General features: G+C 71.6%; 18 protein-coding genes. 3 read left to right on the forward strand and 15 right to left on the reverse strand.

The genetic code is table 11. From position 1 onward, the window contains the following. Positions 1-9: 9 nt before the first annotated feature. Both ABD250_RS01010 and ftsY read right to left on the reverse strand, forming a co-directional pair. Positions 10-1305, reverse strand: coding sequence for an ammonium transporter (locus tag ABD250_RS01010; protein ID WP_182610326.1), 1296 nt, complete (start codon positions 1303-1305; stop codon positions 10-12). A gap of 229 nt (positions 1306-1534) precedes the next feature. After that, positions 1535-2905, reverse strand: coding sequence for a signal recognition particle-docking protein FtsY (gene ftsY, locus ABD250_RS01015; RefSeq protein WP_194306847.1), 1371 nt, complete (start codon positions 2903-2905; stop codon positions 1535-1537). 89 nt (positions 2906-2994) lie between these two features. Between ftsY and ABD250_RS01020 the strand changes: the two genes are divergently transcribed. Genes ABD250_RS01020 through ABD250_RS01030 form a run of 3 tightly spaced genes read left to right on the forward strand, consistent with a single transcriptional unit; the run spans position 2995 to position 6507 of the window. Next, positions 2995-3726: a succinate dehydrogenase cytochrome b subunit gene (locus ABD250_RS01020; protein ID WP_344390029.1), complete on the forward strand. Its 732-nt coding sequence runs from the start codon at positions 2995-2997 to the stop codon at positions 3724-3726. Further along, positions 3723-5729 (forward strand): fumarate reductase/succinate dehydrogenase flavoprotein subunit, encoded by a 2007-nt coding sequence (locus tag ABD250_RS01025; protein ID WP_344390031.1) that lies wholly within the window; start codon positions 3723-3725, stop codon positions 5727-5729. The genes ABD250_RS01020 and ABD250_RS01025 overlap by 4 nt, the downstream gene beginning before the upstream one ends. Before the next feature lie 34 nt (positions 5730-5763). Then, the gene (locus tag ABD250_RS01030) at positions 5764-6507 is read left to right on the forward strand and encodes a succinate dehydrogenase/fumarate reductase iron-sulfur subunit (RefSeq protein ID WP_182658027.1); all 744 of its coding nucleotides are present in this window, start codon (positions 5764-5766) and stop codon (positions 6505-6507) included. 111 nt (positions 6508-6618) lie between these two features. Here ABD250_RS01030 and ABD250_RS01035 read toward each other — a convergent pair whose 3' ends face one another. The 13 genes from ABD250_RS01035 to ABD250_RS01095 all read right to left on the reverse strand — a co-directional run bounded on the left by ABD250_RS01035 (position 6619) and on the right by ABD250_RS01095 (position 22383). Next, complete coding sequence (locus ABD250_RS01035) at positions 6619-6936, reverse strand: hypothetical protein (protein WP_031264898.1); 318 nt, start codon at positions 6934-6936, stop codon at positions 6619-6621. A gap of 39 nt (positions 6937-6975) precedes the next feature. Beyond that, a complete protein-coding gene (smc, locus tag ABD250_RS01040) occupies positions 6976-10539 on the reverse strand; it encodes a chromosome segregation protein SMC (protein ID WP_344390036.1) in 3564 nt (1187 codons plus the stop codon). 26 nt (positions 10540-10565) lie between these two features. Next, positions 10566-13259, reverse strand: a complete 2694-nt coding sequence (locus ABD250_RS01045) for an HAD-IC family P-type ATPase (RefSeq protein WP_206685744.1) — start codon at positions 13257-13259, stop codon at positions 10566-10568. Positions 13260-13393: 134 nt separating this feature from the next. Continuing rightward, positions 13394-13714, reverse strand: a complete 321-nt coding sequence (locus ABD250_RS01050; protein WP_182610125.1) for an acylphosphatase — start codon at positions 13712-13714, stop codon at positions 13394-13396. Then, positions 13711-14163: an OsmC family protein gene (locus tag ABD250_RS01055; protein ID WP_182610124.1), complete on the reverse strand. Its 453-nt coding sequence runs from the start codon at positions 14161-14163 to the stop codon at positions 13711-13713. The genes ABD250_RS01050 and ABD250_RS01055 overlap by 4 nt, the downstream gene beginning before the upstream one ends. A 5-nt stretch (positions 14164-14168) precedes the next feature. Beyond that, on the reverse strand, positions 14169-15077 hold the full coding sequence (mutM, locus tag ABD250_RS01060; RefSeq protein ID WP_182658806.1) for a bifunctional DNA-formamidopyrimidine glycosylase/DNA-(apurinic or apyrimidinic site) lyase: 909 nt from the start codon (positions 15075-15077) through the stop codon (positions 14169-14171). A 1-nt stretch (position 15078) separates the two neighbouring features. Continuing rightward, positions 15079-15777 carry a ribonuclease III gene (gene rnc, locus ABD250_RS01065; protein WP_182610668.1) on the reverse strand — a complete coding sequence of 233 codons (699 nt, stop codon included), beginning with the start codon at positions 15775-15777 and terminating at the stop codon, positions 15079-15081. After that, positions 15774-16364, reverse strand: a complete 591-nt coding sequence (locus tag ABD250_RS01070) for a YceD family protein (RefSeq protein WP_182610669.1) — start codon at positions 16362-16364, stop codon at positions 15774-15776. The genes rnc and ABD250_RS01070 overlap by 4 nt, the downstream gene beginning before the upstream one ends. Positions 16365-16388: 24 nt before the next feature. Beyond that, positions 16389-17180: a DivIVA domain-containing protein gene (locus ABD250_RS01075; protein WP_182658805.1), complete on the reverse strand. Its 792-nt coding sequence runs from the start codon at positions 17178-17180 to the stop codon at positions 16389-16391. A gap of 127 nt (positions 17181-17307) precedes the next feature. After that, positions 17308-17781: a pantetheine-phosphate adenylyltransferase gene (gene coaD / locus ABD250_RS01080; RefSeq protein WP_182610806.1), complete on the reverse strand. Its 474-nt coding sequence runs from the start codon at positions 17779-17781 to the stop codon at positions 17308-17310. Further along, positions 17778-18365: a 16S rRNA (guanine(966)-N(2))-methyltransferase RsmD gene (gene rsmD, locus ABD250_RS01085; RefSeq protein WP_182658804.1), complete on the reverse strand. Its 588-nt coding sequence runs from the start codon at positions 18363-18365 to the stop codon at positions 17778-17780. Before rsmD ends, coaD begins: the two co-directional genes overlap by 4 nt. 29 nt (positions 18366-18394) lie before the next feature. Beyond that, positions 18395-20671, reverse strand: coding sequence for an ATP-dependent DNA helicase RecG (gene recG / locus ABD250_RS01090; protein WP_182658803.1), 2277 nt, complete (start codon positions 20669-20671; stop codon positions 18395-18397). Beyond that, on the reverse strand, positions 20668-22383 hold the full coding sequence (locus ABD250_RS01095) for a DAK2 domain-containing protein (RefSeq protein ID WP_182658802.1): 1716 nt from the start codon (positions 22381-22383) through the stop codon (positions 20668-20670). The genes recG and ABD250_RS01095 overlap by 4 nt, the downstream gene beginning before the upstream one ends. Between the last annotated feature and the right edge of the window lie 52 nt (positions 22384-22435).

Raw genomic sequence — 22435 nt, forward strand, 5'->3', positions numbered from 1 at the left:
GATGTCGGCTCAACGGATGAGCGCGTTGGTGGAGGCCTCGTACGCGGACTCCGCGTGCTCGGCGCCGTCGATACCGGACTGCTCGTCCGTCTCGCTGATGCGCCATCCCAGCGGGCGGCAGATCACGTAGGCGATCGCGGTCATGATGGCGGTGAAGACGAGCGCCGCCACGGCGATCACGATCTGGACCACGAGCAGCTTCCACCCGTCCGCCGAGTAGAACACGCCGGCATCGGTGTCGAAGGTGCCGGTGGCCAGGAGGCCGATGGCGATGGTGCCCCAGAGACCCGCCACGAGGTGGACGCCCACGACGTCGAGCGAGTCGTCGTAGCCGAAACGGTGCTTGAGTCCCACGGCGAGGGCACACAGGGCGCCGGACACGGCACCGAGGGCGATCGCGCCGAGGGGGTGGACCGACCCGGCGGCCGGGGTGATGGCGACCAGACCGGCGACGACACCCGAGGCGGCACCGAGGCTGGTCGGATGACCGTCCCTGATCCGCTCGGTGAGGAGCCAGCCGAGCATCGCGGCGGCCGTGGCGACGGTGGTGTTGATCCAGGCCAGGCCGGCGGCCCCGTTGGCACCGAACGCCGAACCGGCGTTGAAACCGAACCAGCCGAACCACAGCAGACCGGCACCGAGCATGACGAGCGGGAGGCTGTGGGGCCGGAACGCGGTACGCCCGAAGTCGTAGCGCTTGCCGATCAGCAGGACGAGGACCAGCGCCGCCATACCGGCGTTGATGTGGACCACCGTGCCACCGGCGAAGTCGACCGGGGCGACGGCTGCGACGAGGCCGCCCTCACCATCGTCGACGGTGCCGAAGATCATCGCCGCGAGGCTGTTCTCCGAATGCGAGAGGAGCCCGCCGCCCCAGACCATGTGGGCCATGGGGAAGTAGGCGAGCGTGACCCACACGGCGGCGAACGTCAGCCAGGTACCGAACTTCACCCGCTCGGCGATGGCTCCCGAGATGAGGGCGACCGTGATGATCGCGAAGGTGACCTGGAAGCCCACGTCGACGACCTGCGGGTAGGCGCCCGACGCTGAGGTCACCCAGTTGTCCGCGTCGCCGATCACCCCGGCGAGACCGAACATCTCGAAGGGGTTGGCGAACAGCCCGAGGACGTCCTGCTCGCCGTAGGACATCGACCAGCCCCACAGCACGTAGACGATCCCGACGACCCCCATCGCGCTGAACGACATCATCATCATGTTGAGCACTGACTTCTGGCGGGACATCCCGCCGTAGAACATCGCCAGTGCGGGCGTCATGAGCAGGACCAGGGATGCCGCCATGAGCATCCAGGCCGTGTCTCCCGCATCGATCTCCGTCGTCGCCTCCTGGGCGAGCAACAAGACACTGTCACCTCTCACGGTGAGGTCCTCCTCGTCTCCATGGTGAGCGTTTGTCACTCACTCTCGGTTCAGAAGAATTCCTTTCCGCTGTTTCGGTCGATGCGCGGGCGTGTTTCCGGTCTGTAACGTGGCCGGCCCTGTGGTTCCGATCGTGTGTCCTGGGTACTCGCGCGTCCTAGGTCCCGAGCAGGGCGTCCACGAAGGCGTCCGCCGTGAAGGGCGCCAGATCGTCGGCTCCCTCGCCCAGTCCGACGAGCTTGACCGGGACCCCGAGTTCGTGTTGGACCTGGAAGACGATGCCGCCCTTGGCGGTGCCGTCGAGTTTGGTCAACACCACGCCGGTGATGTCGACGACCTCCTTGAACACGCGCGCCTGCATGAGACCGTTCTGCCCTGTCGTCGCGTCGATCACCAGCAGCACCTCGTCGACCGGGGTCTTCTTCTCCACGACCCGCTTGACCTTTCCGAGCTCGTCCATGAGCCCGGTCTTGGTGTGGAGGCGGCCGGCGGTGTCCACCAGGACGGCGTCCACCCCGGTCTCGACACCCCGGGCGACCGCGTCGAACGCCACCGACGCGGGATCGGCGCCCTCCTTGCCGCGCACGACCTCCGCTCCCACCCGTTCGGCCCAGGTCTGGAGCTGGTCGGCGGCCGCGGCGCGGAAGGTGTCGGCGGCTCCGAGGAGGATGTGGCGTCCGTCGGCCACCAGGACGCGGGCGAGTTTGCCGGTGGTGGTGGTCTTGCCGGTGCCGTTCACCCCGACGACCAGGATCACGGCGGGTGTGCCGTCGTTCGGCAGCGCACGCAGCGAGCGGTCGTACTCGGGATGGAGGTTGTCCACGAGGGCCTGCCGCAGCAGTTCCCGGACCTCGGCCTCGGTGCGGATCTGCCGGGTCGCGATGTCCTCGCGCAGGCGGTCGACGACGCGCTGGGTGACGGTGGTGCCCAGGTCCGCCATGATCAGGGTGTCCTCGATCTCCTCCCATGCGTCCTCGTCGAGATCACCTGCGCCGAGGAGCCCGAGCAGCCCCTGTCCCACGGCGCCCTGCGAGCGCGCCAGTCGACCGCGGAGGCGGTCCAGGCGTCCCTCGGACGGGTCGATCCGCTCGACCGGGGCCACCGGGGAGGGGACCCCGGTGATCAGCTCGGTCGTGGGGACCGGGACCTCCTCGTCCGGGACCTCCGGCGGTACCACCACCGGCTCGACGGGCGCGGGTTCCACGACGACCGTGTCGTCGCTCGGGCCGGATCGGGTGTCCGGCTCGGGCACGACCGGCGTCTCGACCGGCCGGGACGTCTCGCGGGGCAGGGGTTCCCGCGGGGGTGCCGCGGTGGCGGTCCCGCCCGCCTCGGTGAACGAGAAGCCCGTCCCCGCCTGGTAGTTGCCGGAGCGTTCCTCACGGGTGAGTTCCCTGCGCTCCTCCGGCCTGCTCAGCGAGATCTGTCGCTTCTTGCGCAGCTGCAGGCCCACGACCAGCGCGAGCACGGCGAGCAACAGGACGGCGACGACGGCGATGATGATCCAGGTGGTGTTCACGGTGCCCAGTATGGACGACGACCCCCGTCCTCATCCCGGCCCCGGGCGGCGTGGGCGGACCTAGACTGGCGCGCGTTCCCGTAAGGAGGTGTCCGCGCGTGACCGAGGTCGCTGCCCCGCACGTCCCGGTCAGGGCCCGGAGGCCTCACCTCCGGCGTACCCCTGTGTTGCCCACCTGGGCCGCGAAGACGGTCATGGCCGTGACGGGCCTGGTCTTCACCTCGTTCGTCGTGGTGCACATGATCGGCAACCTCAAGGTGTTCGGCGGTGCGTCCGGTTTCGACGACTACGCCCGGTGGTTGCGGACGCTGCTCTATCCCCTGGTGCCGCACGAGGGGGTGCTGTGGGCCCTGCGGGTGGTGCTGGTGCTGAGCCTGGTGGCACACATCTGGTGCTCGGTGGTGCTCGCGCGACGGTCCCGGGCGTCGGCGGGTCCTCGTCGTCGTCGCACCGGTCTGACCGCCGGTTCCTTCGGCGCGCGATCCATGATGCTGACCGGCGTGGTGATGCTGCTGTTCGTGGTCTTCCACGTCCTGGACATGACCACCGGCACACCGCCCGCCGCCAGTGACTCCTTCGTCCCCGGTTCGGCGTACTCGAACCTCGTGGCCAGCTTCGCCAGGCCGTGGGTGGCCGCGTTCTACGGGTTCACCATGGTCCTGCTGGCGGTACACGTGGCGCACGGCGTCCGCACGGCGGCGGGCGATCTCGGGGTGACGGGCGTCCGGAGCCGTGCCGCGGCGACGGTCGTGGGTGGGGTCGCCGCCGTCGCCGTCCTGGTGGGCAACGCCCTGATCCCGATCGCGGTGCAGGCCGGGTGGCTCGCATGACCGGCCCACGCGCCCCGTGGGCGTCGGGCACCTTCGAGCCGCCGCCCGTGACGGCCCCCGACGCGAGGGCCGGGGGCCTCCTGTCCTCGGGCGCCCCGGACGGTGATCCCGCCACGGCCTGGGCTCGGCGGCGGGACACCTATCCCCTGGTCTCCCCCGGCAACCGGCGCCGCTTCCACGTGGTCGTGGTGGGCACGGGCCTGGCCGGCGCCGGAGCGGCGGCCGCGCTCGGCGAGCTGGGGTACCGGGTCACCGCGCTGACCTACCACGACGCGCCGCGGCGCGCGCACTCCGTGGCGGCCCAGGGCGGGATCAACGCCGCCCGCGCGAGGCGGGTCGACGGCGACTCCCTGCACCGCTTCGTCGCCGACACGGTCAAGGGTGGCGACTTCCGGGGCAGGGAGGCCGAGGCGTTCAGGCTCGGTGAGGAGTCGGTTCGCGTCATCGACCACTTCTCGGGGATCGGCACGCCGTTCGCCAGGGAATACGGGGGCGTGCTGTCCACGCGGTCGTTCGGCGGAGTGCAGGTCTCACGCACCTACTACTCACGCGGGCAGACCGGTCAGCAGCTCCAGATCGCCGGCACCCAGGCCCTCCAGCGGCAGATCCGGGCGGGAACGGTGCGGTTGCACACCCGCCACGAGATGCTCGATCTGATCGTCGACGACGCCGGATGTCACGGGGTCGTGGTCCGCGACCTCGTCACCGGACACCTCCGCGCCGAGACCGCCCACGCGGTGGTCCTGGCGACGGGCGGCTACGGGAACGTCTTCCACGACTCCACGCTCGCGGTGAACTCCAACGCCTCGGCCGTGTGGCGGGCCCACCAGCGGGGGGCGTTGTTCGCCTCACCGTCGTTCGTGCAGTTCCACCCCACCGCCCTGCCCAAGGACTCGACCTGGCAGGCCAAGACCATCCTCATGAGCGAGTCGCTGCGCAACGACGGCCGCATCTGGGTGCCGCTGCACCCGGGCGACGACCGATCACCAGGCGACATCCCCGATTCCGACCGGGACTTCTTCCTCGAACGCCGCTACCCGGCCTACGGCAACCTGGTCCCCCGCGACGTGGCCTCACGGGCGATCACGGCGGAGATCCGCGACGGCCGCGGGGTGGGGCCCCGCCGGAACTCGGTGTACCTGGACTTCCGGGACTCCCTCGCCCGCGACGGCCGGCAGCAGATCGCCGAACGGTACGGCAACCTGTTCGAGATGTACTCCCACGCCACCGGCGAGGACCCGTACGCCGTCCCGATGCGCATCGCGCCCACCTGTCACTTCACCATGGGCGGGCTCTGGAGCGACTACGACCTCCAGACCTCGATCCCCGGACTGTTCGTCGGCGGCGAATGCGGCTGGGCGTACCACGGCGCCAACCGGCTCGGCGCCAACTCGCTGCTCAGCGCCAGCGTGGACGGCTGGTTCACCCTCCCGTACTCGGTGCCGGCCCACCTGGCCGCGCGCCTCGGGGACGATCCACCGGACGACGACGACGAGGTGGTCACCACCGCCGTGGGCCGCGCCCGGGCGCGCGTCGAGGCGCTCCTCGCGGTGGGCGGAACCACCGGGCCCGCACACTTCCACCGCGCACTGGGCGAGATCCTCTACGCGGGCTGCGGGGTCACCCGCAGCGCCGAGGGGCTCACCACCGCGATCGAGCGCATCCGCGACCTCCGGGCCCGGTTCTGGTCCGACCTCCGCGTGACCGGAACAGGTGAGCACCTCAACCAGGTGCTCGAACTGGCCGGCCGGACGGCCGACTACCTCGAGCTGGCCGAACTGATGTGCATCGACGCCCTGGACCGCGACGAGTCCTGCGGCGCCCACTTCCGCGACGAACACCAGTCCCCGGGCGGCGAGGCGCTGCGCCGTGACGACCTCTGGCGCTTCGCCTCGGCGTGGGGATCCGCCGGCGACGACCGGGGCGGCCCACGTTCCTTCACCCGCCATGCCGAACCGCTCGACTTCTCCGCGGTCGAGCTCACCACGAGGGACTACCGATGAGAACCACACGACGAACGACTGCGAGAACCACCCCGTGAGACTCACATTGCGCGTGTGGAGGCAGGCCGGCCCCGAGGACACCGGCGGCTACGTGGAGTACCACGTTCCGGACGCCGAACCGGAGATGAGCCTGCTCGAGCTGCTCGACTCGCTCAACGAGCGACTGGTCGGCGACGGGGTGGATCCGGTGGCCTTCGATTCCGACTGCCGGGAGGGGATCTGCGGTGCGTGCGGGGTGACCGTCGACGGGCGCCCGCACGGCCCGGCCGAGAACACCCCCTCGTGCCACCAGCGCCTCGACGCCTACTCCGACGGTGACACCCTGCGCATCGAACCGATGCGCGCGGCGGTGTTCCCCGTGATCCGGGACCTGGTGGTGGACCGCTCCGCGCTGGACGGGATCGCCGAGGCCGGGGCCCATGTGTCGCTGCCCGCGGGGACGGCCCCCGACGCCGACCTCACCGCGCAGGGACACGACGACGCGGAGACGGCACTGGATCTGGCGGCCTGCATCGGCTGCGGTGCGTGCGTGGCGGCCTGCCCCAACGGATCGGCCAATCTCTTCCTGGGTGCGAAGCTGGGGCATCTGGCCCTGATGCCGGTGGCGAGCCGCGAACGCGGTTCCCGGGCACGCGAGATGGTCCGCGCTGCGGATCAGGAGTTCGGCTCCTGCTCCCTCTACGGCGAGTGCTCGAGGGTGTGCCCGGCGGGGATCCCGCTGCGAGCGATCGGCATGGTCAACCGGGAGCGCCTCCGCGCGGTGTTCAGGCGCTCGTGACCGGGGTCAGTCCCAAGCGGAGCGGGGCGGTGACGGGCACGGCGAGGTCGCGGCCTGCGAGCCGTCGGAGGGAGTGACGAGAGTGTCGCCGACCATCTCGACCGCCGGTCTCTAGACGTCGTCCTCCCTGACCGGGCCGCCCTCGCTCTCCCACCGGTCGATCATCTTGACCTTCGTCCGGGTGAACTTGCGCCGCACGCCCACACCCCCGTTCTCGTCCTCTGGGATGAACCGGGCGCCGTAATACGTGAGGGCGTCGGAGAGTGACTGCACTTCCGCGTCGTCGAGGTCGCCCACCCCGCGTTCGTAGTCCCGGATCTTCTGCTGGTCGAGCCCCGACCGTGCGGCGATGACCCCGGTGGAGACCAGACACAGGATCCGGGCCGACCGCGCCAGGCTCGCGTCCATGTGCAGTTCTCGATCAGTCATGGCCCCATGGTGCCTGATCAGCACTGTGGTGGCACGCGATCACCGCATGCGCTGGGAGATCACCTTGGAGATGCCGTCGCCCTGCATCGACACCCCGTAGAGGACGTCGGCGACGTCCATCGTGGGCTTCTGGTGGGTGATCACGATGAGCTGGCTGGTCTCACGGAGTTGTTCGAACAGTCCGATGAGGCGGCGCAGGTTGGTGTCGTCGAGTGCGGCCTCGACCTCGTCCATCACATAGAACGGGCTGGGCCTGGCCTTGAAGATCGCCACCAGCATCGCCACGGCCGTCAGCGATTTCTCGCCACCGGACAGCAACGACAGGCGCTTGACCTTCTTTCCCGGCGGCCGGGCCTCGACCTCGATCCCCGTGGCCAGCATGTCCGTGGGGTCGGTGAGGATCAACCGGCCCTCACCGCCGGGGAACAGCACGGAGAACACGTCGCGGAACTCGCGCTCGACGTCCACCCATGCCTCGGTGAAGATCTGCTCGATCCTCTCGTCCACGTCGTCGATCACCCCCTCGAGGTCGGCGCGGGCCTTCTTGACGTCGTCGAGCTGGGTGGACAGGAACGCGTATCTCTCCTCGAGGGCGGCGAACTCCTCCAGCGCCAGCGGATTGACCTTGCCCAGGGTCGCGAGATCTTTCTGGGCCAGCTTGAGTCGACGCTCCTGCTCGGCACGCAGATACGGCATCGGCGGGGGTGGGGTGACGTCCTCACCGCGCTCGCGGGCCGCCTCGTACTCCTCGATCTCCAGCGCGGACGGCGGAAGCGGCACCTCCGGCCCGTACTCCGCCACCAGGGCCTCGGGCTCGATGCCGTGCCGTTCCAGCACCGCGGACTCGAGCTCGGAGACCTTGACCTCGAGTTGGGCCCGGACGATCTCGTCGCGGTGGGCGGCGTCCCCCAGTCTGGTGACCTCGGCTTCCGCGCCCGCCAGCTCGGTACGGAGCGAGGCCACCCGTGCGGAGGCCTCCGAGCGCGCGGCCGCCAGCCGGTCACGCTCGGCCCCGGCTGCGGCGATCAGCTCGTCGAGCCGGGCCAGCAGCCGCACGCTCAGCTCGTCCACCACTCCGGCGACCTCGGCCCCGCGCCGGCGTGCGGCGGCGGCACGGGCCGCCCGTGCCCTGGATTCGCGTTCCGACTGTGCGGCCCTACGCAGCGACGCCGATCTGCCGCGGACCCCCGCCGCGCGCTCCTCGGCCGACCGGTGTGCCAGTCGGGCCTCGAGTTCGGCCCCCCGGGCGGCAGCGACCTCGGCCTGCGCGGCGACCCGCCCGTCGTCCGCGGGTGGCGCGGCCTCGTCGTCGTCACCGGCGCGGGCGAGCCGGTCGGTGAGCTCGGCGTGCTCGGCCCGGGAGGCGTCGAGCTTGTCGACGGCCATCCTCCGTGCCTGCTCGAGGCGCCGCACCTCCGCCTCGGCGCGTCGCCGGCGCGTGCCGATCCTCGCGAGTTCGGCGTAGATCTCCTCGATCGCGGCGTCGGACTCGGTGATCGCGGCGAGGGACTCGGAGAACCGGTCCGCCCGTTCGACGTCCTCCGCCTCCGCGCCGGCGAGCTCCGCGCGGGTGGTCCCGATCTCGGCGCGCGCGGCGTCCCTCTGCGCGACGGCAGCGTCGACGGCGGACTGGATCTCGAGCCCCGTCCGTCCGGCGGCCGAGCCCCCGACGGTCCATCCCGCCCCCGCGATCTCGCCGCCCCGGGTGACCGCGCGCACGCGTCGATCCGCCTCCACCTGTGCATGGGCCCCGGTCAGGTCCTCGACCACCACCACGTCCACGAGCAGGGCCGTGACCGCGGCGACCAGGTCTGCGGGGACCTCGACCACGTCGAGCGCCCACCGGGCGCCGGGGACCAGGTCCGCCTCCAGCCGGTAGTCGTCGCCCGCGGTGCCCCGTCCGACCAGGCCTGCCCGGCCGGCGTCGGCCTCACGGAGCGCGGCCAGAACCGACCGGCGGTCGACGCCCGGGTCGACGACGACGGCGTCGACGGCCGGCCCGAGCGCCACCCCCACCGCGCGCTCCCACCCCGCATCGACTCCGAGCAGCTCCCCGATGGTTCCGGCGACCACCTCCGGTCCGAGGTGCCGGAGGACCCAGTCGGCTCCGTCGCCGGCCCCCTTGTTCTGTTCGAGGGTCTCGATCCGGGCGGCCAGCCTGGCGATCCGCTGGTCCGCCTCCCTCTCGATCCCCCGCAGTTCGGCCAGTCGCGCGCGGGCCGCGAGGTGAGCGCGCTCGGCTCGACCCAGGTGCTCGTCGAGAGTCCGCTCCCCCTCGGCGTGGACGTCGACCCGGGCGTGGACGGCGTCGAACTCGGCCTCGGCGGCCGCCACCGCGGCGCGGGCGTTCTCCGCTTCCGCGTCGAGTCTCGCGATCTCGGCCTCGGTCGACTCGACCCGTGCGGCGAGCGTCTCCACCTTGCCGGCGAGCCGTGCCACGCCCTCCCGTCGGTCGGCGATGGCCCGTACGGCCTTGAGGTGTTCGGCCTCCAACCCGGCGAGCGTCGCCTCGGCCGACCTCAGGGTCTCCGTGGCCCGGCGCGCCCGGTCCGCGGCGAGCTCGACCTCGGCCGTCAGATCCCGCTCGTGCGCCTCGGCGCGGTCGGCCTGTCGATCCAACTCGTCGGGATCGGTGCCGTGGTGGACGGCCGTCTCCGCCGCGAGCGAGCGCGCGCGGTCGGAGGCGATGCGGGCCGTCGCGCGGGCGCGTTCGGCCAGTGTGGACAGGGCGAACCACCGCTGCTGTGCGGCGTCCGCCTCGGGGGTGAGGCCGTCGAGCCGGGCCTGCGTCTGGGCGACCGACCGGGCCAGCTCGTCCCGCCGGTTGACGGCCACGGCCACCTGCTCGGCGAGTCGGGCACGGACGCTCTCCGCGTCCGCCAGCTCGGCGCGTCGGGTCACCAGGTCGTCGGCGGCCAACCGGAAGGTCGCGTCGCGGAGGTCGGCCTGGACGGACTGGGCCCGGCGCGCCACCTCGGCCTGACGACCGAGGGGCTTGAGCTGGCGGCGCAGTTCGCCGGTCAGGTCACTCAGCCGGTCGAGGTTGCCCTGCATCCCGGCGAGCTTGCGCTGCGCCTTCTCCTTGCGACGACGGTGCTTGAGGATGCCGGCGGCCTCCTCGATGAAGGCGCGACGCTCCTCGGGTTTGGACTCGAGGATCTCGGCAAGTTTGCCCTGGCCCACGATCACGTGCATCTCGCGCCCGATGCCCGAGTCCGAGAGCAGCTCCTGGACGTCCATCAGGCGGGCGCGGTCCCCGTTGATCTCGTACTCGGCCGCACCGTCGCGGAACATCCGCCGGGTCAGCGAGACCTCGGCGTAGTCGATGGGCAGCGTGCCGTCAGAGTTGTCGAGGGTGAGCGTCACCTCCGCGCGGCCGAGCGGTGCCTTGCCTGCGGTCCCGGCAAAGATCACGTCCTGCATCTTGCCGCCGCGCAGCGACTTGGCGCTGTGCTCACCCATCACCCAGGTCAGCGCGTCGACGACGTTGGACTTGCCGGAACCGTTGGGTCCGACCACACAGCAGATGCCGGGCTCGAACCTCAGCGTCGTCGGTGCCGCGAAGGACTTGAAGCCCTTGAGCGTCAGCGACTTGAGGTACACGACTGTCGATCCTATGGCACGGCCGGCTACCGCCCCGGAGGCGTGACCCCGACGGCGACAATCGCCGCCGCGCGCCGCCGGGCAGCCGGCTTCACCGCCAACTTGTGGAGTTCCGACACCACGACGACCGTGGCCCCGACGATCACGCACATCGCCCACTCACCTGGACTCAGGGGGCTCAGACCCATCGGGCCGGCCAGGACCGGCCAGCTCACGACCAGCACCTGGAGGCAGGCGGCGACCGCCGTCGCGGCCATCAACAGCGGGTTCGCCAGCGGGCTGAGGGTGAACACCGACCGACGGAGGGCACGGGCGTTCATCACGTGGAAGAAACTGGCTGCGACCAGCACTGTCAGTGCCAGGGTGCGGGCGTGATCGGTGTCCACTCCCTCCCAGATCGCGCGCTCGTAGACGACGAGCGTCACCACCGCCATCCACACCCCGCTCAGCGCGGTACGCCACCACATGGTGGCATCGAGGACACCCTCACGAAGGTCGCGCGGGGGGACCTCCAGCTCGTCGCCCTCGCCGGGTTCGAATGCCAGGGCGATCACCTGGATCCCCGAGGTCACCAGGTTGGCCCACAACATCTGGACGGGCAGCAGGACCAGCGGGGAATTGGTGAAGACGTTGATCGCGACCGCCAGCAACGCCGCGATCGCCGAGGACAGAAGGAAGAAGGTCGCCTTGCGGATGGTCGCGAAGGTGACCCGCCCCTCCTCCACGGCGTGCACGATCGTGCTGAAGTCGTCGTCCGTGAGGACGACGTCGGAGGCCTCGCGGGCGACGTCCGTGCCCGAGTCGCCCATCGCGACCCCGATGGAGGCGACGCGTAGTGCGGGCGCGTCGTTGACACCGTCCCCGGTCACCGCGACCACGTTGCCCATCGCCATGAGCTGCTCGACGATCCGCATCTTGTCCTGTGGCGACACCCGGGCCGCGACCGTCGCATCCGCCAGCCGGGCCCGGAGCATCGTGTCGTCCAGGGCCGCGATCTCGGCCCCGGTCAGCGGGGGCGTGCCGGTGTCCAGCCCGAGCCTCCCGGCGATCGCGGTGGCCGTGACCGGGTGGTCACCGGTGATCATCATCACCCGGATCCCCGCCGACCGGCAGCCGGCGATCGCCTCCTGGACGCCCGGACGTGGAGGATCGGTCATCCCCTCCAGGCCGAGGAAGGTCAGGTCCTCCGGTGCGCCCTCCAGGGTGTCGCCGGCCAGCCGCGGATCCCCGTCCTCGAGCTCCCGGCGGGCCGTGGCGATCACCCGCAGCCCCTCCGAGCCCAGGGCGTCGTTGGCTGCCAGGACGGCTGCCCGATCGAGGGTCGTGGTGCCCCCTGCGGTGAGCATGCTCGAGCACATCGCGGAGACCGCGTCGGGCGCACCCTTGACGTACAGCACCGGCCGACCGCCCTCGCTCCGGATCGTCTGCGAGAACCCGAGCTCGGGCTCGTACGGCATGTGCGCCACTGGGGCGGCGGCCCGTTCGGTCGGCGTGACGACGCCCAGTCCCACCGCCACCGCGGCCATCGCCGCATCCACCGCGTCGCCGGTGAAGCGAAGGGGGTCGTCCCGTGTCGGGACGGCCTCGTTGGTCAGCGCGCCCGCGCGCAGGGCGGTCTCCGCGACGGCGCTGATCCGACCGGTGTCGGTGCCGACCCCGGTCGCGGCGTCGACAGCGATCTCCCCCTCCGTGGTCCACAGCCGTTCCACGGTGAGCAGGTTCTGTGTCAGGGTCCCGGTCTTGTCCGACCCGATCACCGTCGTGGACCCGAGGGTCTCCACCGACGGCAGATGCCGCACGATCGCATTGCGCCGCGCCATCCGGGCCACGCCCACGCTCATCGCCACGGTGAGCACCACGGGTAGCGCCTCGGGGATCGCGGAGACCACGAGAGCCACCGCGGTCCGGAACATCAGCGAGACGTCGTGTCCGAGCGCGAGCCCGGCGGCGAAGACGGCCAGAGCGGAGATCCCCACGATCAGGCCGATCCACCGCTCCATGGAGTGGATCAGGGCGGTGAGCGGTGCCGCCGCCGCGGTGTCCTGGACCAGCTCGTTGATGGCCCCGAGCTCGGTACCCGCGCCGGTGCCGACCACGACACCCGTCGCACGGCCCGACGAGACCAGCGAGCCGCTGAACGCCATGCCGGTCCGATCTCCGGTCGGCGCATCGGGGGCGACCGGGTCCGTGTCCTTGTCCGTGGCCAGGGACTCGCCAGTGAGCATCGACTCGTCGACCCTCAGGGACACCGCCTCGATCAGCCGCAGGTCGGCCGGGACGCGGTCGCCGCTGTCGAGGTGCACGAGATCTCCGGGCACCAGATCGGCCGAGTCGATGGTCTGCACGTGACCGTCCCGCCGCACGCGGGCGGTGGGTGAGGCCAGGGATTGCAGGGCCCGGACCTCCGTCTCCGCCTTGCGCTCCTGCCAGAACCCGATCGCCGCGTTGAGCACGACCGCCGCCGTGATCGCGGCGGTGTCCACCAGGTGACCCTGCACCAGGGTGATGGCGGCGCAGACCATCAGGAACAGGACAAGGGGGCTCCGGAACTGCCGGAGCAGCACCCGCCAGGCGGCGGTCGCGTCGGTCGCCTCCAACCGGTTGGGACCGTGGCGCTCCAGACGGCGCGTCGCCTCCTCGGAGGTCAGTCCCGTGGTGCCGGTGCCCACCCGGTCGAGTACCTCCGGCACCTCCAGTGCGTGCCAGGTGTCGGTAGTCACGTCACCTTCTCTTCTCCTGTGCCGGAGGTCCTGAATGAGGTCATGGTCCGGTCCTCCGGTCTGTCTCGAACGTCGCGATCGGTCCGTCTCCAGAATGCCCCTACACCGTTCCGGGCCCGGGGCCGAGGGTGCGTTCAGCGCTCGCGGAATCCGGTCAGGTCCCCCCGGGCCGGTTCCCAGGAGTCCACCACGAGCTCCACCGTGCCCGGCCCGTCCCCGCCCCGCAGCAGGTCGACGAGCTGAAGGCACGCCCGGCGGGGCCCCTCGGCCACCACATGGACCCGGCCGTCGGCCTTGTTCGCGGCGTATCCCACGAGCCCGAGCTCGAGCGCCCTGGAGCGGGTCCACCACCGGAAACCCACGCCCTGGACGTGTCCGTGCACCCAGGCGACCATCCGGACCGGGGCGGGATCGGGACCGCCCGGGCCCCCGTCAGCGGCGCGCCGGCCTGTCATCGGAGATCGAACCCGAGCTCGACCTCGGTGCCCGACTGCAGCGTCCGGCCCACGGTGCACGCCTTGTCGACGGATCGCCTGATCATGTCGAGCAGCCTGTCCCGCATGGCCGGATCGAGCCCGGACAGGTCGAGCTCGTAGGTCTCCTCCAACCGCGGGTACCGCTCGGCCTCGCGATCCGCGTCCCCGGCCACGCGCACGGTGGCCTCGTAGTCCTCGCCGAGCCGGCGGGAGACGGTGAAGTCCGAGGCCATCGCGGTGCACGACGCCAGGGCGATCTTGAGCAGTTCACCCGGGGTGAACACGCCCTCGACGTCCGCCGAGCCGATCTCCACTCGCGCGCCCCGCGTCGAGAGCCCGACGTACCGCCGGGTCCCGGCCCGCTCCACCCGGAGTTCGGTGGCGGCCGGTGGGTTCTGGGAGGTGTTGTCCTTACCGCTCGTCGTCATGACGGTCATCGTACGGAGCGGGTCCGGCGCGCCCCACCACGGCGTGGCGCCGTCTGGCAGGCGGGGCAGAAGTGGGAACCGCGGTTCATGAAGTCCTCGCGGACCACCGGCGTCCCGCATCTCGCACAGGGCCGCCCCGCTCGCCCGTAGACGTCGAGAGACCTGTCGAAGTATCCCGAGGCCCCGTTGACGTTGACGTACAGGGCGTCGAACGAGGTGCCCCCGGCGGCCAACGCGTCGGACATCACGTCACGGGCGTGACCGAGCACCCCGCGGACGGTGGCCAGCGTCAACGCTCCCGCGCGCCGACGGCCGTGGACACCGGAACGCCACAGCGCCTCGTCGGCGTAGATGTTGCCGATCCCCGACACCACGGTCTGATCCAGCAGGAGCCGTTTGATCTCTGTGTCCCGGCGGCGGATCGTCCGCGCCGTGGCCAGCTCGTCGAATCCCGGCTCGAAGGGGTCGGCGGCCACGTGGGCGGCCGGCGCGGGCAGGAGCACACGGGTGCCGTCGGCGGCCTCTGCCAGCGGGACGACGGTCCACCCGCCGAACGTCCTCTGGTCGACGAACCGCAACTCCCTGCCGTCGTCGAGCAGCGCGCGGGCGTGGAGGTGTCGCACCCGGGGAGCGTCGGAGGACGTGACCAGCATCTGGCCGCTCATCCCGAGGTGGACCAGCAGACAGTCGGCTCCCGCGGTGTGCTCCCCGTCCAGGGTCAACCACAGGTACTTGCCGCGGCGGCCGGCCCCGCTCACCACCCGATCTCGCAATCGGGCGACGATCTCCGCCGGCCCGCCGGGCTGACGGCGGGCCGTGCGGGCCCCGGACACGTCGGCATCCAGGATCCGACGACCCACCACGTGGGACTCGAGGCCGCGCCGCACCACCTCGACCTCGGGGAGTTCCGGCATGTCAGCCCGCGGCCCGGTCCAGGGCGGCCCAGGCCTGCTCGGCGGCCTTCTGCTCGGCCTCCTTCTTGGTCCGACCGACGCCCTCCCCCAGTGGATCGTCACCGACCAGCGCCACCGCGGCGAAGGTCTTGTCGTGGTCCGGCCCGGTGGAGGTGATCTCGTACCGGGCCTTGGGCCGACCGAGCGCCGAACACTTCTCCTGGAGGCTGGTCTTCCAGTCCAACGCCGCACCCAGGGTGGGCACCACGCGGAGGCGCTCACCGATGATCCCCTCGACGATCCCCCGCGCCACCTCCAGACCGTGGGTCAGGTACACGGCGCCGAAGACCGCCTCCAGGGTGTCCGCCAGGATCGAGTGCTTGTCCCGCCCGCCGGTGAGTTCCTCCCCCCTGCCGAGCCTGAGGAGCGCGCCCAGTCCGTCGGGGCCCAGCTCGCGGGCGATGTCCGCCAGGACGTAGGTGTTGACCAGGCTGGCACGGATCTTCGCGAGGTCGCCCTCCGGGCGGTCCGGGTACGCGGTGTAGAGATGTTCGGTCACGACGAGCTCCAGGACGGCGTCGCCGAGGAACTCGAGCCGCTCGTTGTGTGGTAGGCCCCCGTGCTCGTAGGCGTACGACCTGTGGGTCAGCGCCTGTGCGGCCAGCTCCGCGGGGAGCTGCACACCCAGGACCGCGCCGAGCTCCGGGGAGGGGTCCGTCACCCGGCCCCCTCGTCGATCCCGGGGTCCGCGAACTTCTCCGCCAGGCCGGCCCAGCGGGGATCGATGCGTCCCTCGGTGCTGCCCGAGACCCCGTCCGGCGCGGGGGTGTCGGGGTTGACGCAGTCGCTGAGACCGTAGTCCGTGCACGTGGGCGACATCGGGAACTCGAGACCGAAGGCGTCGACCAGGGCGGGTTCCAGGTCCAGCAGGTCTCCGTCGAGCAGGCGCACCTCGTCCTGCTCCGCGCCGTCCGCCGCGGCCGTGCCCTCGACGGCGTACATCTCCGTCAGATCCACGGAGACCTCGCTGGTGAACTCGCCGAGACACCGCGCACATTCCACGGTGGCCCGCCCGGCGACGGTGCCGGTCACCAACACCCCTTCCTCGACGAAGGTCAGGGCCAGATCCAGGTCGACCTCGGCCCCCTGGGGGATCCGGATCAGCTCGACCCCGATGTCCGACGGCAGCACCGCGGCACGCTGGACCTGCGTCATCGCCCCCGGGGACCGGGTGATGCTGCGGGTGTCGAGGACGAGGGAATCGGCGGCCGGGCGGCCTTGGCGTCGCTTGCGGGAGGTGGTGGACACGCCCAGCAGACTACCCGTCTCTGATCAGTAGTCCCCGTACCCGTCGCCGTAGTGATCGCCCTCGCGCGCCCCGCGGCGGCCGGTGGCCTCACGCCGCCCGGCCGGGGTGACGCCGTGGAGCTCCTCGCGCCCGCGGGACACGGTACGGATGGTCGAGCCGAGGAACTCCTCGAACCGCGCCATCTTGTCGTCGATGTAGGCGTCGCACTCCTCGCGCCGACGGTCGCTCTCCGCGTGCGCGGCGTCCCGGATCCGGCTGGCCTCCTCGTCGGCGATCCGGACGACCTCGGACTCCGACAGCATCCGCTGCTGCTCCTGGCGGGCCTCGGTGATGGTGCGGTCGTAGATGATGTTGGCCTGTTCCACCAGCCGGTCGGACTCGGCACGGGCACGGGCGGTGGTCGACTCGGCCTCGCGGCGGGACCGGTCGAGCAGATCGGCGGATTCCGCGCGGGCGTCGCCCACCAGGCCGTCGGCGTGGGCCGTGGCCTCGGCGACCATGCGATCGGCCCGTGCCTTGGCGTCGGCGAGCATCGCGTCGGCGTCCGCCCGGGCCTCACGCAGCGTGCGATCCGCCTCGGCATCCGCGGCGGACACGGTGTCCCGGGCGGTCGCGTCGGCTTCCGCGAGCACGCTGTCACGCTGATCCAGCACGTCCTGGGCGTCGTCGAGCTCACCGGGGAAGGAGTCACGGATGTCATCGAGCAACAGCAGCGACTCGTGCCGGGGCACCACGCAGTTCGCGGTCATGGGCAGACTGCGGGCATCCTCGATCATCGCGTTCAGCTCGTCGAGGGCCTGGAACACTCGGTACACGCTCGTCCCTTCACCGGATCGTCACTCTTGCCACACCAGTGTGCCCGCAAGCCGGGTCCCGGTGCGGGTGCGGCGGCGGTGTGTCCGGTGGTCCGGGGCGCAGGGGCTCGCCGCCCGGCCCCACCGCTCAGCCCAGCCGGTCCTTCAGGGCCCGTGCGACGGGATCCGGCAGGAGATGCGAGACGTCCCCGCCCAGACGGGTGACCTCGCGGCACAGCGACGAGGACACGAAGGCCAGGTCCGCCCGGGTCGGCAGGAACACGGTGTCCACCCCCGCGATCGACCTGTTCATGTGGGCCATCGGCAGTTCGTAGTCGTAGTCGGTCGAGTCGCGCAGGCCCTTGATCACGGCCGTGGCGCCCTTCTCGCGGCAGTAGTCGACGAGCAACCCGTAGAAGCTGTCGACGCGGACCCCGGGGAGGTCGGTGCAGACCTCCTCGATGAGCGCCTTCCGCTCGTCGATGGTGAATGTCCCCTGCTTGTTGGGGTTGGCCACGACGCACACGATCACGTCGTCGAACAGCTGCGCCGACCTCCGGATGATGTCGAGGTGCCCGAGGGTCACCGGGTCGAACGAGCCTGGGCAGACGACGGTGGTCATCGGGCGACCGTATCAACCGTCCGGGCGATCTCGACGGCGGTCTCCCCGTAGGTCCGTTCGAACACCACCTCGTACCCGTCGGGCCATCGCACGGCCGGGTCCCGTCGGGACCTCTCCCACACCACGAGGGCGTCCCCGGCCAGCCAGCCTCCCGCCGACAACGCCTCGAGGACGGGGGCGTCGACCTCCCCGGACTTCTCGTACGGTGGGTCGGCGAGGACGAGGTCGAACCCGCCGGCCACCGGGCACGGCCCCGCGACGGCGGCGGGTAGCGCCGCCCGCCTCACGGACGGGCGGACGGACGGGAACGACGACGACAGACCCGCGGTGTTCGCGCGGATGCTCGCGACCGCCCGGGGGTTGTCCTCCACGAACCACACCTCGTCGGCGCCCCGGGATACCGCCTCCAACCCGAGGGCGCCGGATCCCGCGAACAGGTCCAGGACCGTGGCACCGTCCAGATCCATCCGGCTGACGATCGCGCTGAACAGGGCCTCACGGACGCGGTCGGTGGTGGGCCGGGTCCCCGAGGGCGGCACGGTGATCGACCGCCCGCGCAGGCGGCCCGAGATGATGCGGGTCATGGCTCCCCTGATGGTCGAGATGGTGGTGGTCAGTACTTGAACAGGTAGTCCGACTCGTCCGATCCGGACAGTCGGCGGACCCGCTCGGCCAACGCCGGGTGGGTGTCGAGACCGGGGTCGGAGTCGAGGATCTCCTCGGCGTGCCGGCGTGCGATCTCGATGACCTCGCCGTCGTCGACGACGGACAACAACCGGAGCGAGGCCAGCGCACCCGACTGGGCGTCTCCGAGGACGTCGCCCTCGCGGCGTTGGACCAGGTCGAGCTGCGCCAGCAGGAACCCGTCGGTGGTGGCGGCCACGGCGTTCAGACGTTCCATCGCCTTGCCCCCCTCGCGGGAGTTGGTCACGAGCAGGCAGAGCCCGGGCAGGCCACCCCGACCCACTCGTCCCCGGAGCTGGTGGAGCTGGCTCACCCCGAACCGGTCGGCGTCCATCACCACCATCACTGTGGCCTCCGGTACGTCGACCCCGACCTCGATCACGGTCGTCGACACCAGCACGTCGAGATCGCCGGTGGCGAAACCGGTCATGGTCGCGTCCTTGGCCTCGGGAGGCAGCCGACCGTGCATGAGGCCGATGCGGAGCCCCGCGAGAGGCCCGGTGGACAGGTACTGGTGGAGCTCCACGGCGGCGACCAGCGGGGGCCTGTCGCCGGCCCTGTCGTCGTCCCCTCCCTTCGTGGCCCCGTCCGGGGCGTCGGTGGTGTCGGCGTCGATCCGCGCGCACACGACGTACGCGCGGTGACCCGCCCCGACCTCCTCCCGTACCCGCTCCCAGGTCCGCTCCACCCATCTCGGCCTGTCCCGGGCCGGCACGACGGAGGTCGAGATGGGTCTGCGGCCACCGGGCAGCTCCCCCAGCTCGGAGACCTCCAGGTCGCCGAACACCGTCATCGCGATGGTGCGGGGGATCGGCGTCGCGGTCATCACCAACAGGTGCGGGACCATCCCGTCCCGCCCCTTGGCGCGGAGCCGGTCACGCTGACGGACCCCGAAGCGGTGCTGTTCGTCGACCACGACCAACCCCAGGTCGAAGAAGTCGACGGAGTCCTGGATGAGCGCGTGCGTGCCCACGACGATCCCGGCCTCACCGGTGACGATGTCGAGCAGGGCCGCCCGCCGCTCCGCGGTGGACATGGACCCGGTCAGCAGCACCACCCGGGTGGCCTGGTCCGCGGCACCGAGTCGGCCCCGCTCCCCCAGATCACCGAGCATGGCCGTCAGCGAGCGGTGGTGTTGGGTGGCCAGGACCTCGGTGGGCGCCAGCATCACGCACTGGCGCCCGGCATCGACCACCTGGAGCATCGCGAGCAGTCCGACGACCGTCTTCCCGGAGCCGACCTCACCCTGGAGCAGGCGGTTCATCGGTTCGTCGAGCGTGAGGTCCGCCGAGATCTCCTCGAGGACGGTCTGCTGCCCGGCGGTGAGCTCGAACGGCATCCGCGACTCCATCGCGGCTCGGACGCCGTCCCCGCGCACCGGGCTGGCCGGCGCCGGGTCACGGGCGACGAAGCGGCGCCGGGCCCCCAGCAGCAGCTGCAGTGCGATCGCCTCGTCGAACCGGAGGCGGTGGCCGGCCCTGTCCGCGTCCTCGACGCATCCGGGCAGGTGGGCCTTGCGCAGCGCCTCGTCGAGGCCCATCAACCCCGCGGCCTGCCGGACCGCGTCGTCGAGGGGGTCCACCACGGGGACCAGGGCGCGGATCGCGGTGACGACCGCACCGAGGAGGTCCCACGACGTCACACTCTCCTTGGCCGAGTAGATGGGCAGGAGCGGGCGGTCGAACAGGCTCGGGCCGCCCTCGGCGTCGATCTCCGCGGAGAGTCGCGCGAGCGCGGCGAGGTCACCCGAGCCCTTGAGCTGGCCGCCGGGCCCGGCGACCGATCGGAGGACCAGGAACTCGGGGTGCTTGAGATCCAGGGACTGGCGGAACCGCGACACCGTCCCGTCGAACATCGCCACCGTGCCCACCGGGAGCATGAACTTGATCCTGCGGCCGGCGAAGTAGACCACCTTGAACGTGGTGTCCTCGTCCTTCACGGTGAGCGTGAGCATCTCCCGCGGCTGGCCCTGCTTGGTGGTGTAGGTGCGGGTCGCTGCGGTGGCGACGGTCCCGATGATCGTCACCCGCTCGCCGTCGACGAGCTCCCGCCGGTCGTAGCGCTGCCCGTGCTGGCGGTAGCGGCGGGGCAGGGTGTGGAGCAGGTCGCCGACCGTCCGGTGACCGAAGGCCGTGGTGATCCTCTCGGCCAGTCCGGCGTCGAGGACCTCCGACAGCGGAGTGTCCGTGGTGGCGAACGCGGTCATTCGACCCCGACGTGCGCGAGCACCCGGCCCGGTCCGGCCGCGTACCCGGCGACCTCCACGTCGGGGTGACCGTCGCGGATCCGGGTCAGCGCCTCCTGCGTCGCGGCGTCGTCGTAGTCGGCGCCGAGCAGCAGGGTCACGAGTTCGCCGCCCGAGGAGAGCAACCGGTCCGCGAGCGCGCACACCGCGTCCACCGGGTCCGTCTCGATGAGGGCGACATCGTGGCCGACCATGCCGAGGAGGTCCCCGGCGGCGCAGCGACCCACCAGGGTGAGCGCGTCGTGTTCGGCCCGCACCAGGTGCGCGTGCCGGGTGGCCGCGGCCGCGTCCGCCATCCCGAAGCCGTCCAGGGACAACGTGGTCGAGGGGTCGTGGACGGCCAGCGCGGACAACCCCTGGACGACCGACCCCGTCGGGAGGATGAGGGCGTTGCCGTCGACGTCGCGCAGGGCGGCGTCGAGTGCTCCGATCTGCGCCCTGGACAGCTCACCGTTGGGCAGCACCAGCAACTCGTCCGCGGACAGTGCCAGCACCGCGTCGATCACCCCGCCCTCGTCCGGATCGACCGTTCGCGCCCCCGCGCCCGAGAACAGCTCGGCGAGCGGCCCGTCGGGGACGATCGCCACCACCGTCCGCTCGGGTTCGCGCCCGGTCCGGTCCGCCCCCTCCCCGGACCCATCCCGTCGACGGTGCCCTGTCGACGGGCTCCCGCCCACCGGGTCCAACATGTCCGTCACACGGATCTCGGTGACCCGGCCGAGCGAGAGCGCGACCTCGACCGCCGTTCCGATGTCGTCGGTGTGGACGTGGACCGCCCAGCGGGCGTTGTCCCCCGTTCCACCGTCGCCCACGACCACCACGCTGTCGCCCAGGGTCCGGAGAGCGGACCTGAGCTCGTCGGCGCGCGCGTCGTCCGAATGGGTCAGGGAGTACATGACCTCGTACCGGGTGTCGGCGGAGGACTCCGGGGCACCACCGTCCGTCCCGTCACACTGCGCGGACGGCTCGGTGAACGGGTCCTCGGGGACGAAGTAGTCCGGTCGCTCCGGCGCCTGTCCCCCGAGCACCTCGACCATGGTGTCCAGCAGCACCAGCAGGCCTCTGCCGCCCGCGTCCACGACCCCCGCCCGGGCCAGCGCGGGCAGCTGGGACGTGGTGCGGTCGAGGGCCTCCGCCCCGGCATCCGCGGCCGCCCGTGCCACCTCGACGAGCGAGGTCGCCGACGACCGACCGGCGCCCCCGGCGGCCTCCCGCAACACGGTCACGATGGTGCCCTCCACCGGATCGCTGAGCGCATGGTCGACGAGGGTCACCGCCGTCCGGAGCGCTCGACGGTAGGTGGAGGCGTCGACGACGGTGAAGGTCGCGGCCTCGCCGACCGCCCGGAGAACCTGGGACAGGATGACGCCGGAGTTGCCCCGCGCACCGTGGACGGCCCCGTGACCGAGCGCCACGGCGATCTCGCGGGCGCCGGCACTTCCCCCGCCCTCGGCGATCCACGCCTCCTCGCCCTCGGCCCTGTCGACCGCGGCTCTCATCGTGTAGAGCAGATTGGTCCCGGTGTCGGAGTCCGGCACCGGGAAGACGTTCAGGGCGTTGATCTCCTCGCGGTGGGTCGCCAGATGTTCCACACACCGACGCGCCCACCCCAGAAGCCCGTGGGCGTCCAGTGATGACGGACGTTTCTCGACACTCGTCGACTCCTGTGCCATCACCCCTCCTCGGCGTCCGTCCACCCCAACGGTCCGACTCCGTCGGTCGGCG

Origin of the sequence: Dietzia cercidiphylli, assembly GCF_039531545.1 — a bacterium.
GTDB classification, from domain to species: Bacteria; Actinomycetota; Actinomycetes; order Mycobacteriales; family Mycobacteriaceae; genus Dietzia; species Dietzia natronolimnaea.

Excerpts from the sequence above, each read along its gene's own strand:
- ABD250_RS01010 (WP_182610326.1), bottom strand. The coding sequence starts at position 1,305 with ATGCTCATGGCGGCATCCCTGGTCCTGCTCATGACGCCCGCACTGGCG.
- ABD250_RS01025 (WP_344390031.1), top strand. The coding sequence starts at position 3,723 with ATGACCGGCCCACGCGCCCCGTGGGCGTCGGGCACCTTCGAGCCGCCG.
- ABD250_RS01035 (WP_031264898.1), bottom strand. The coding sequence starts at position 6,936 with ATGACTGATCGAGAACTGCACATGGACGCGAGCCTGGCGCGGTCGGCC.
- ABD250_RS01050 (WP_182610125.1), bottom strand. The coding sequence starts at position 13,714 with ATGACAGGCCGGCGCGCCGCTGACGGGGGCCCGGGCGGTCCCGATCCC.
- ABD250_RS01055 (WP_182610124.1), bottom strand. The coding sequence starts at position 14,163 with ATGACGACGAGCGGTAAGGACAACACCTCCCAGAACCCACCGGCCGCC.
- mutM (WP_182658806.1), bottom strand. The coding sequence starts at position 15,077 with ATGCCGGAACTCCCCGAGGTCGAGGTGGTGCGGCGCGGCCTCGAGTCC.
- coaD (WP_182610806.1), bottom strand. The coding sequence starts at position 17,781 with ATGACCACCGTCGTCTGCCCAGGCTCGTTCGACCCGGTGACCCTCGGG.
- rsmD (WP_182658804.1), bottom strand. The coding sequence starts at position 18,365 with ATGACCCGCATCATCTCGGGCCGCCTGCGCGGGCGGTCGATCACCGTG.
- recG (WP_182658803.1), bottom strand. The coding sequence starts at position 20,671 with ATGACCGCGTTCGCCACCACGGACACTCCGCTGTCGGAGGTCCTCGAC.
- ABD250_RS01095 (WP_182658802.1), bottom strand. The coding sequence starts at position 22,383 with ATGGCACAGGAGTCGACGAGTGTCGAGAAACGTCCGTCATCACTGGAC.